The organism is Photobacterium kagoshimensis, from assembly GCF_050337045.1.
GTDB classification, from domain to species: domain Bacteria; phylum Pseudomonadota; class Gammaproteobacteria; order Enterobacterales; family Vibrionaceae; genus Photobacterium; species Photobacterium kagoshimensis.
The window spans coordinates 52,138-64,171 of sequence record NZ_JAKJSO010000009.1 but is presented as its reverse complement, the minus strand read 5'-3'; the positions used below and the strand labels follow the sequence as shown (position 1 = coordinate 64,171).

Sequence of the window (12,034 nt, the reverse complement as noted above, 5' to 3'; positions counted from 1 at the left end):
AGTAAAGTAATGTCAGTAAAAGGTCGTATTCACTCTTTCGAAACTTGTGGAACCGTTGATGGCCCAGGTATCCGTTTCATCGTATTCATGCAGGGCTGTTTAATGCGCTGCCAATACTGCCATAACCGTGATACATGGGATTTACACGACGGCAAAGAAGTTACCGTTGAAGAGATCATGAAAGATGCCACTTCTTACCGCCACTTCATGAAAGCTTCTGGTGGTGGTGTAACAGCATCTGGCGGCGAAGCAATGCTTCAACCTGAGTTTGTACGTGATTTCTTCCGTGCCGCTCAAGCCGAAGGTATTCACACTTGCCTTGATACCAATGGGTACATTCGTAAACACACAGATGTCGTTGATGAAGTACTGGATGCTGCCGATCTAGTCATGCTTGATATCAAGCAAATGGATGATTCGATTCACCAAAACCTTGTTGGCGTTAAAAATAAACGTGTGCTTGATTTTGCACGTTACTTGCATAAACGCGGCCAAAAAACATGGATTCGCTATGTTGTTGTTCCGGGTTACACCGACGATGAAAAATCGGCTCACATGCTAGGTGATTTCATCAAAGATATGGACAACATCGAAAAGGTTGAGCTGCTACCCTATCACCAACTTGGCGAGCACAAGTGGGAAGCGATGGGCTTTGAATACCAGCTAACAGGCGTAAATCCACCGCCAAAAGAAACGATGGAAAACATCAAGAGCATTATCGCCAGCTACGGCCATAAAGTGATCTACTAATAGGTTAACAACCAAGTTACCCAATTTATAAAGGAGAGCGTCTGCTCTCCTTTTTCTATTCCATCGAACGACTAAACAACAGCTCTCTACTCAGTCTAATCAGCCAATGAATAAGCTCACAATACCCTCTTTTTAAAGATGTTGTTTATAAAGCTGTTTCAAGCACTTTACGGCTAACATCCAGTGTCATGTCACCGTGCTCACCCAATGTCGTCATGCCATGCTCTTCAAGTTGAGTCACTAACAGATCAATGCTTGCAGCATCGAGATCTACATCGCTCAAACGTACTGGCATTCCCATTGCTTTGAAGAAGGCTTCGGTTTTCACTATGGCTTGGTCGATGATTTCATCTTCACTGCCATCAACAATGTTCCAAACTCGGTGTCCGTACTGTAATAGTTTGGCTCGTTTTTGCTCACGCTGAACTTTCATTACAGCAGGCAATACAATCGCCAATGTACGCGCATGATCAATTCCGTATTGGCCCGTGAGTTCATGACCAATCATATGCGTACTCCAGTCTTGCGGTACGCCAGCACCGATCAAACCATTAAGCGCCATCGTTGCAGACCACATAATATTCGATCGCACTTCCATATCATCAGGCGTTGCTAATACTTTCGGGCCTTCTTCGATCAGATTCAGCAACAAACCTTCTGAAAAACGATCTTGTACTTTGGCATTCACAGGGAAAGTTAAGTACTGCTCCATGGTGTGAACAAAGGCATCAATCACGCCGTTCGCCACTTGGCGCTCAGATAAGCTTAAGGTTACTTTAGGGTCAAGAACCGCAAACAAAGGCTGAACATGAGGCGACATAAATGCCAGCTTAGTGGTGCCACGTGTGATCACCGCGCCCGTGTTGCTCTCCGAACCTGTCGCAGGTAAGGTCAACACACAAGCCATAGGTACCGCATCTGTTACTTTGGCATGCTGCGCCAGAATATCCCACGGTTGCTCACCTTCAAAACGTGCAGCGGCTGCAATAAATTTCGTGCCATCAACAACAGAACCACCACCGACAGCCAGTAAATAAGTAATGTCTTCTTCTTTAATTTGCGCAACGGCTTTCATCAATGTATCGAATTGTGGGTTCGGTTCAATACCAGAGAACTCGCTCCATTGGTGATCTTTTAGTGCACTACTTACTTGATCGTACACTCCATTCGCTTTAATAGAGCCACCACCGTAAGTCACTAAGACTTTAGCATCTGTCGGGATCTGCTTGGCGATTGCGGCAATTTGGTTTTCACCAAAGAAAATCTTAGTCGGGTTGTGGAAGGTAAAATTAAGCATTGCGCATTCCTTTCGTGATTTGAATATAGTGCTGATTATTGTGGCTACGAAGCGTATAAACACATCACTGCCTACATAGCTGATAGCATTATTTTAAAGCATTTCGTCGCAGACCTACTACGACCGCTGATGAGGAGAGACTCCCCTTGTGATCAGCTTACCATATTCATAGTCAATAAAAGGGAGCGCAGAGGGCTACAACGGCCATTATCATAGGAGCTACCGACCCTATTCTGGGTAGTTATTCCACCACAATAAAATTAGTTTTGCTACTAATCACACAATTAACAAAATCGAAACAACAGACAACGTCATTAATTCAAAGACTTTTAGCTAGTTCTCGGAATTGAGGTTTTCATAGTGTTATAAACATCAACAAATCAACAACAGATATATCGGAATAAAACTATATAACCGTGATAAAATTGTGGTATAAAGCCACCGCAAACGATTGCGTGACCTGCCAGAGCAGCTCAAAGCAGTGCTTCCCCATTGTTTATAAAGGTATGAGCCCACATGAAAAGCGACATTCAAATTTGCCGCGACACCGCACTCACTCCTATTGACCAAATCGCGCTTAATGCGGGAATTGAACCGCAAGATTTAACGCCTCAAGGGACGTTAAAAGCCAAGGTCAAACCGTCTATTCTCAAACGTCTTGCTGACACACCTGATGGTAAACAAATTCTTGTTACTGCGATTACACCAACGCCACTAGGCGAAGGTAAGACAGTAACAACCATTGGTCTATCGCAAGGCTTAGCCAAAATAGGTCAACGTGTCATCGCCTGTATTCGCCAGCCTTCAATGGGCCCTGTATTTGGCGTGAAAGGCGGGGCTGCGGGCGGTGGTTATGCGCAAGTCGCTCCAATGGAGAAGCTCAATCTGCACCTTACTGGCGACATCCATGCCGTAACCGCAGCACATAATTTGGCTTCTGCTGCGATTGATGCACGTGTATTCCATGAAGATCGCCATGGCTTCGAAGCATTTAACGAAAAAACTGGCCTGCCTGCACTGCGTATCGATCGTAACCGTATTGTTTGGCGTCGCGTAATGGATCATAACGACCGCGCGCTGCGTATGATCACTGTGGGTAAAAACGAAGAAGGCAAAACCATTAACGGCCTCGAACGTGAAGATGGTTTCGATATTTCTGCCGCTTCTGAGCTAATGGCTATTTTGGCGCTTTCTACCGATCTTGCCGATATGCGCCAGCGCATTGGTCGCATTGTGGTGGCATACAACCTTGATGGCCAACCTGTAACAACCGAAGACCTGCAAGTTGCAGGCGCAATGGCTGTCACTATGTGTGAAGCCATTGAACCAACACTGATGCAAACGCTTGAAGGTGTTCCAACCCTGATCCATGCTGGGCCATTTGCCAATATTGCCCATGGTAACTCATCGATCATTGCCGATCGTATTGCCCTGAAACTGAGTGATTTCACAGTTACAGAAGGTGGGTTTGGTTCTGATATGGGCTTTGAAAAGGCTTGTAATATCAAGGCTCAACAAGCGGGGCGCGGAGCCGACTGTGCTGTGGTAGTCGCAACACTTCGCGGTTTAAAAGCGAACTCGGGCTTATACGATTTACGTCCAGGCCAAGCACTGCCTGATGCCATTTTCGAAACCGATGAAAAAGCACTCATTGCAGGGTTTGATAACCTAAAATGGCACATTCGTAATGCAGCAAAATACGGTGTGCCTGTGGTGGTCGCGATTAACCGCTTCCCACAAGATACCGATGCTGAGCTCAACCAACTGAAAGAGATGATCGCTAACGAAACATTCGATACCTATGTGGATGTCGCAATCAGTGAAGCCTTTGGTAAAGGTGGCGAAGGTGCCGTTGAGCTTGCTCACGCCGTTGTTAAAGCGTGTGAAATACCTGCCAACTTCAAGCCTTTATACCAGTTATCACAACCGCTTGAAGAAAAGCTGATGACAGTGGCAGAAGTCGGCTACGGCTGTCGCGGTGTGGAGCTCTCAGACTTAGCGAAACAACAACTGGCTGAACTCAAAGCACAAGGCCATGACAACTTAGCGGTTTGTATGGCTAAAACACCGCTTTCAATTAGTCACGACCCAAGTATTAAGGGCGCACCAAGCGACTTTATTATTCCAGTGCGTGAACTTAAATTGTGTGCGGGAGCGGGCTTTGTTTATGCCCTTTGCGGTAATGTGATGACTATGCCGGGTTTACCAGAGAAACCAGCATTCATGAACTTAGACATTGATGCTGATGGTAACATCATCGGATTAAGCTAATCGGTTAGCACGCTGGGTGCTAATCAAATACCAATCCTTAGATACAACAAGGCCACGCAATGCGTGGCCTTACTTTTAGTCCGCTTTATTGCAGCGTTTTTTACTCTCTGCTCTCTACGCTATACTTCCACCGAGATCACAGTGTGAGTGAAATAAACAGCCCTGCCACGGTAGCATTGAGTAGATTCGCCAAGGTTGCTGCCACTAACGATTTCATGCCAAGTTTGGCTATCTCATCGTAGCGCGTTTGCGCCATCAACCCCATACAACCCAATAACACCGCAATTGAACCAAAGTTTGCAAAACCACATAGCGCAAATGCAATGATCACTTCAGTACGTTTATCTAATACACCACTGTCGATCATGGGTGCTAATTGAGAAAACGCGACGAATTCATTAATGGTTGTTTTAGTGCCAAACAGCGTTGCCATCTGCTGAGCGGCATCAAAATCCCACAAACCGGCAATATAGGCAAACGGCAGGAATAAGTAACCAAACACTAAATCCAGTGATAGACCTTCAAAGCCAGCCATTGAGCCTGCCCACCCCAGTAGCGCATTCAGCATCGCAATCAAACTGATAAAGGCTAACAACATGGCACCAATGTTGAGTGCAAGCTGCATCCCTTGTAGTGCACCTTGCGCTGCCGCATCAATAATATTGGCAGGTTTTTTCTCTTCTTCTGTACTTTCAGCAGAATCACAGGCTTGCTCTGTTTCAGGGATCAGCAGTTTTGCCATCATTAAACCCGCTGGCGCTGCCATGAAAGACGCCGCCAATAAGTATTCTAACGGGATCCCCATTTGCGAATAGCCAACAAGTACAGAGCCCGCAACCGACGCCATACCACCAACCATTACGGCAAAAAGTTCAGAGCGTGTCATACGCGCAATATAAGGACGGACTGTTAATGGCGCTTCAGAAATGCCCAGGAATATATTCGCTGTCGCTGAAATAGATTCCGCACGGCTGGTGCCCAATAATTTTGACAAGCCGCGACCCAGTGTCCCTACCAACAGCTGCATAATACCGAGGTAGTACAATACGGCGACAAATGCCGAGAAAAACACCACAACAGGTAACACACGAAAAGCCATAATGAAGCCACCACCAGCAAATAGCTCAAACATTTTGTCTGAAACTAATCCGCCGAAAAGAAAGCTAATCCCATCGTTACTGAAGTTGATAATATTTTGTACCGCACTGGAAAACTCGCCCAGCGCAGCACGTCCGCTTTCACTATATAACACGATAGCAGCGAACATCATTTGAATCGCTAGCGCACCTAAAACAGTACGCCAGTTAATGTGGGAACGTTTCTCTGATAAAAAATAAGCGATTAAAATTAAAGCCAGAATACCGACCAAACCAGAAATCAATTGCATTGTTACTACTCATAGTATCGAACAAAAGTTATTGCTCGCTTCGTTTCATTAATCCTCACGCCACTGATGGCGGCGATAAGATCAATACCAAATGCGCTCGATTTCCTTTTGCTTTCCTTGATCCATGCCATCCTAGCAATCGATCTCTCACCATTCGCAGAGAAAACAACATTTGAGAACGCTGTCATACTTTGCCGAGCTATCGGGGATTTAATGCAATTTTAGAGTTACCGACTTATTTGTCGGGCGCGGAAGATTAAAGGGATGGATACAATTGTTCAATGCCCACAAGCTCAGTCGGAGACTTATCAGTCAATAGTGGGTGTAACCGAATAAGATTAAGGCATCAAAATTTCTGAGTACTGGTCAAATGTTCACTCATAGTGGCAGGTTGATATTTTCATCACTCTCCAAGGTAACGTTTAGTCTCCTCCTTTTTTCTTCGTAACGTTAGAGGGTAAAAAACAAAGTAAACCCCTGTTAAAAATAGGGTTAACAGCCACTACCAATGTACGAATGACTAAGCTTTCATCACCTTAGACTTTTTAACAAAAAAACATGTGCTACATGTAGTCAGATCATGTTTTTTTGCATCTAAACTGCTAATCTCAGCGTCAGAAGATAAAAATATTAAAGGCCTATCATAATGGAAATGACCAACGCACAACGCTTAATCTTATCTAACCAATATTACCTAATGTCTCAACTTACCCCTGAGAACGCAGCTAAATACCGTCGCCTACAAACTATCGTAGAACGTGGCTATGGCTTACAAATGCGCGAGCTAGATAAAGATTTTGGTAACCTAAGTGATGATACTTGTCGCCAAGTAATTGATTTCATGGAAATGCACCATGCTATGCAAGAATCACACAAAATGTTGAACGAAAGCGATCAAAGTCAAGTTGATACGCGTCGCCTGAAATTCTTAGGCTTTGATGCAGCAACTGAATCTCAGCTTGTGCACTACGTTCGCTTCCTAACAGAAGAAGAAGGTCTGTACCCTCAGTTTGATAAGACTGAACACCAATTTAATAGCCAAGTTGCTATGCTAGATAAATACCAACGCATGCTACAAACATGGCGTAACTGTCCACGTCAGTACCACCTATGTGCGACAGAGCTACAACAAATTCTTAGTGCATAAATCGGAATAATTCGATTATCACGACAATTTAAAACTGGAGCTTGCTCCAGTTTTTTGTGAGCAAGATAAAGTGCCCCCCCAAAGATGGGTCATAAATAACTCATATAAAACAACTTTTAAAATAAAAGCCTATCCAAGCTCAAGAATGCTTTCTCATGCTTTTTTTTCAGTATAATCCCCCGCAACAACCCGATACATTAATTCACTAAGCATCAATTTAATTAGCCGCTAACGCTAACCACCCAAGATGACGTTATCCCTATGTACCGCTTGATTATTCTTTTTCTGATGCTGCTTCCGCAGGCTGTGTTTGCTTACAACACTCCCATCATTGTACTAACGACTTTCACCCCAAATTCGTTGGGCACCTTGATCTCGGATTACCAAGCTAAACATCCCGACATTAAGATCAAGGTACTACATCGCCACGAAGATGCCGCGGTGAGGCTACTTGGTGATCCCACACATGATATTGATATGGTGATCACAACATCCACCAGTATTTTTGAGCAGCTGCAACAAAACAAAACACTGCTCAAACTACCAAATGTGAATAAAGAATTTGCCAATGCAGAAGCGAAAGCCACACTGCAACAATTTAATGAGCACGTCGCGCTACTCGGTTATTCGCGCTATGGGTTTATGTGGAACCAGCGCTATTTAGAAAAACATAATCTGGATCGTCCAAGCAGCTGGAAAAGCCTGACTCATCCGCAATATTTCCAGCATATAATCATGGCAACACCGTCGCGATCTATCTCAAGCCATTACATGGTTGAGAGTATTTTGCAGCATTACGGTTGGCAAGCCGGTTGGAAAATCTTGTACCAAGTCGCAGGCAATCTCGCATCAGTCTCTATGTTTAATGTCACCGACCAAATCTCACGTGGATTAGTGGGTGTCGCGCCTGTTATTGATATTTTTGCATTCAAAACGCAGAAGCCTTTTCCTTTCATAGGTTTTAGCTATCAACCCGACAGCCCTGTTTTACCCGCTTATATGGCTAGCATTAAAAACTTACATTACGCCACTAAGACGGTGAACTTTTTGCAATACCTTGAAGCTTTTCAAGGCAATAATGTACAACATCAAAAATCCCATCGCGGCTATCATTTCTCCCAGCAGCTAGAGGGGCAACCAGAAGGCCAGCGCCTTGATTTCACATTGATCAATCAACGTGGAGATATTGTTAAAAAGCTTTTTACCCACACCATTGTTCACTCACTCGCGCTGCACAACAAAGCCTGGCTGCTTATCAATAGAGTTCAAACCTTTAGTCAGCTTACCGCGCAGCAACAGCAACAACTCAGCCAAGCCATAACGCTGGCTACCACCCCGCCGGTTTCTGAGCAAGACCTAAACACAATACTCAGTACGAGAGATCAGCTTTCCGCTAAAGCGCGCCAAAGCCAAGATGACAGTCATTTATGGTGTCTAGCTATGTATAAACAACTCAATGCGTCGATTGCTATCACAGAGGCTATCTTGATGGAGTATGAGATCTATAACCATGGTTAATGTAAATACCATAGGCAACCGCCTCATTTTCGCAATTGGCTTTATGGCGATGTTAACCATAGGTGTCAGTGGCGTGGCGGTTTATAACTGGGAAACCCTGGATGATCACATCGAAGAGATTGTGACGGTCAATATGCCGACGCTTCGATCCAGCTATCAACTTGAACGTAATACGGCAGGTCTTCAAGCTGCACTGAATAAGATCAGTATGAATACCGATCCGATTGTGCATCAAGAATTGCAGCAAAAAATCACCGCCAAGCTTCAGCTGATCAATTTAGCCATTAAAGACACCGTCAGCATGGAGCAATACAATGCTATCCTTGCGACTCAACAAGGGCTAGCAGAAACACTCAGTCAATATACTCAGCATCTCGAGCAGCGTAATTTACAACGTAATACACTGCTACAAGTTGAAAATAATATTCACTGGATACATCAAGACTTGATCAATGAATTGCCACTGTTGCAGCAAGAGGTGGAATGGCAACTCACTCGGATGTTACCCAACATCATAGACACGAATGCGATCATCGATGTGATGACTGAGTTTTCTTTGATTCAGTCAATTACCGTCAAAGAAAATGAACTTCACCAACTCGCACAAGAGATCATTTTGCAGCACCATAGCCGTGATCTGAGCAATGCATTTTATTTTATTGGCTACAAAATCGCAGAAGTGCAAACAATGAGTGAACAGTTGAGCCACTACCCCTCAACGTCAACCTATCGTGAGCATTTAAATGATCTTATTACTATCGTCGCCCCCAATGGCCAGCTAGAACGGCAACTACGAATAGACTCAGAGATCTACCATGCGATCACCCTGCACGAGCAAGACATTCAGCAACGATTAGCACGCCAAGAAGCATTGATTCAAAAAATGGTCACGGATGCCGATGCCAGCTTAATCAACCTGAACGACAAAACACGCAATGCGATCATTATCAGTAACTTAATTTTATTAGGTGCGGTTTGTTTATCCATTTTACTCGCCATCATCTTATCGATTTACTTAGTGGGGCGAGGTATTGTAAAACGCTTAAACACCCTTGGCCGACATTTGCATGAAGTAACAAAAGGCAATTTAAACGTTGAGATTCAAGTAACAGGTAACGATGAGATCGGTTTAATCGGTGAAAACTTGCGCCAGTTCTGTCTGCAAATGCAAGAAATGGAGCGCACTAACGCTCTCAACCTAATCAACAACACTCAAGCCAGTATCATCACCTGCGATCTGATAGGACAAGTTGAATCGGTGAACTCTAGCGCCCAGCAGCTATTTAAGCATCAAAATGATAACGCTGAAAATATGGTGGTATGGCAACTGTTTAACAGCAATATTGATTCTCGCCTTGAATCGCTGTTCCACCCAGCCAGCCCACTGATCGAAAACGGCGCTTGTAACCTGACGCTTAAGCACTTTCACAATGCCGAGCATCTCTATTTACGCCTCGACTTCCGTCTATTCAAGCAAGGTGCAACGGATAAAGTCATTATTACGATGACAGATATCACCGAACAAGAGAAAGCCGCACGTTGGCTCGAAAGTATCGTCTACGAAAAAACGGAATCGTTGACCAATCGAAACCGTCAACTTCGTGCAGAGATAGAAGATCGTAAACGCATAGAGCAAGATTTACGTTCAACTCAAGATGAACTGATTCAAGCAGCCAAAATGGCCGTGGTTGGTCAAACTATGACATCACTCGCACATGAGCTAAATCAACCCTTATCAGCCATTTCCACCCATGTGTTTGCGACTAAAATGGCGGTAAAACAAAGCAAAATTGATAAATTACCAAGCAGTCTCGAAAAAATTGAAGGCTTAACCGCTCGTATGGGCCGTATTATTGCGAGTCTTCGTAACTTTTCGAAAAAACAATCCGCGGATAACCCGTTACAGAGTATTGCTGTCCACGACTCAGTTGATCAAGCAATGCAAATTGTTGAAGGGCGAGCGCGAGTACAAAAAACGACGATAGAAAATGCGATTGCACCTGAACTAACAATCAACGCCGATGATGTCCAATTTGAACAAGTACTTGTGAACTTATTAGTAAATAGCTGTGATGCTGTCGCCAGTTGCGAGAATCGCCACATCCGCATTCATTTACTATCACAAAATAATCATACAACCCTGATTGCTGTTAGTGACTCAGGGAAAGGCTTTGATGCCACCATGATGGAGAAACTCTTCACGCCATTTACTACATCCAAAGATGTCGGACTTGGCCTTGGTTTAAGCATCTGCCGCTCAATTTTGACTCGATTTGGGGGAAGCATTTCCCTCGCGTCTGCCCTTGAGGGGGGCGCAATGGTGATACTGGAGTTACCTACACATGAAAATAACCAATGATATTCAAGTTCTCGTCATTGATGATGACCAAGATGTTGTCGAGGCATATCAAAACCTGTTAGAGATTGCCGGTTATAGTGCACTCGCTGAAACTGATCCGACTAAAGCCATTGAGATGCTTCATAAAGATTGGGCGGGGGTAGTTGTTACGGATATGTATATGCCCGGCCTAAGTGGTATGGATCTGCTCGAGCAGATCAAACACTTAGATGCTGAATTACCTGTCATAATGATCACAGGCCATGGTGATATTCCAATGGCTGTTGATGCCGTTAAAAAAGGCGCTATCGATTTCTTGCAAAAACCGTTACAACCAGAGCAACTATTGGATCTGCTTGAACGGTTTTTACCACATCGTCAACAGACTATCGATCAGCGTATTACCTTACTTAAAGGGGCTAGCAGCGTCTTATTGGGTGACAGCCCTTTGATCAACAAAGTTCGTGATCAAATTGCAGAAACAGCGCCAACCTTAAAAGATGTACTGATCGAAGGTTGCCAAGGAACAGGGCGCAGTACTGTCGCCAAGTTACTGCACGACGGCAGCTTAATTCGTCAAGGACCTTACGTCACCCTAAAAGGTTGTGCTGTCAGCACCACACCTGATTTACAGCGCAGCATGATTTCTGCACGCAGTGGGACCTTATGCCTGCACAATCCGCAAGATATGCCGAAAGAAACCCAGCAGTGGTTATGTCGTTTCTTATTAGAACAAGAACGTCAGGGCAAAAAAGAAGTGCGCGTATTGGCTATCACCAATACCAACCCAGAACAGCAGGTAGAAACCGAAGTATTCTTACCTGAATTGTTCTACTTCTTAAGCCAGATTCGTTTAAGTATGCCGACAATACAGCAACGCACCTGTGACATTGCCATGCTGTTTAAGCACTTTTTAAAACAAAGCTGTTTAACCTTGAAAAAGCCATTACCATCGGTTGATAAAGCGTATATCAATACCCTGAACCGCCATGATTGGGCAGGCAATGTGTTAGAGATCAAGAATGTTGCCGAGCTTTACGCTATCGGGATTGTAAAATTAGCAGGCCAAGAACGCACCAAACCGCTCGATCAAATGAGTAGCCCACTCGATGATTTGGTTGATAGCTATGAAAAACAAGTTATTGAAGATGCTTTGTACTTGTTTGCAGGGCGGATTAATGACGTTTCCAGCTACTTACAAATTCCGCGTAAAAAGCTGTATTTGAGAATGAAAAAACACAATCTCGACAAAGCTGAATACAAAGTTCAGCCAAGTTGTTGCTAATACGACAAGCATAGTTTATTGCTATAAAACAAACGCCCAGT

Annotated in this window: 8 protein-coding genes; 6 read left to right on the top strand and 2 right to left on the bottom strand. The window is 44.2% G+C overall.

All coding sequences use genetic code 11. The features are described 5' to 3' along the window. Positions 1-9 precede the first annotated feature (9 nt). Complete coding sequence (gene pflA / locus L4C35_RS03665; protein WP_428461608.1) at positions 10-750, top strand: pyruvate formate lyase 1-activating protein; 741 nt, start codon at positions 10-12, stop codon at positions 748-750. Between the two features lie 145 nt (positions 751-895). Here pflA and L4C35_RS03660 read toward each other — a convergent pair whose 3' ends face one another. Further along, positions 896-2,047 (bottom strand): iron-containing alcohol dehydrogenase, encoded by a 1,152-nt coding sequence (locus L4C35_RS03660; protein WP_428461607.1) that lies wholly within the window; start codon positions 2,045-2,047, stop codon positions 896-898. A gap of 516 nt (positions 2,048-2,563) precedes the next feature. On the opposite strand from L4C35_RS03660, the gene L4C35_RS03655 reads away from it, so the two are divergent. Continuing rightward, a complete protein-coding gene (locus L4C35_RS03655; protein WP_428461606.1) occupies positions 2,564-4,318 on the top strand; it encodes a formate--tetrahydrofolate ligase in 1,755 nt (584 codons plus the stop codon). 136 nt (positions 4,319-4,454) lie between these two features. On the opposite strand, the gene L4C35_RS03650 is transcribed toward L4C35_RS03655, so the two are convergent. Next, entirely contained in the window at positions 4,455-5,705 is a 1,251-nt protein-coding gene (locus L4C35_RS03650; protein ID WP_428461605.1) for a NupC/NupG family nucleoside CNT transporter, read from the bottom strand. A gap of 646 nt (positions 5,706-6,351) precedes the next feature. Here L4C35_RS03650 and L4C35_RS03645 point away from each other — a divergent pair. The 4 genes from L4C35_RS03645 to L4C35_RS03630 all read left to right on the top strand — a co-directional run bounded on the left by L4C35_RS03645 (position 6,352) and on the right by L4C35_RS03630 (position 11,993). After that, positions 6,352-6,852 (top strand): YfbU family protein, encoded by a 501-nt coding sequence (locus tag L4C35_RS03645; RefSeq protein WP_428461604.1) that lies wholly within the window; start codon positions 6,352-6,354, stop codon positions 6,850-6,852. A 261-nt stretch (positions 6,853-7,113) separates the two neighbouring features. Then, entirely contained in the window at positions 7,114-8,370 is a 1,257-nt protein-coding gene (locus tag L4C35_RS03640; protein WP_428461603.1) for an ABC transporter substrate-binding protein, read from the top strand. Continuing rightward, complete coding sequence (locus L4C35_RS03635; protein WP_428461602.1) at positions 8,363-10,729, top strand: ATP-binding protein; 2,367 nt, start codon at positions 8,363-8,365, stop codon at positions 10,727-10,729. Before L4C35_RS03640 ends, L4C35_RS03635 begins: the two co-directional genes overlap by 8 nt. Then, the gene (locus L4C35_RS03630; protein WP_428461601.1) at positions 10,713-11,993 is read left to right on the top strand and encodes a sigma-54-dependent transcriptional regulator; all 1,281 of its coding nucleotides are present in this window, start codon (positions 10,713-10,715) and stop codon (positions 11,991-11,993) included. Before L4C35_RS03635 ends, L4C35_RS03630 begins: the two co-directional genes overlap by 17 nt. Positions 11,994-12,034: the final 41 nt, after the last annotated feature.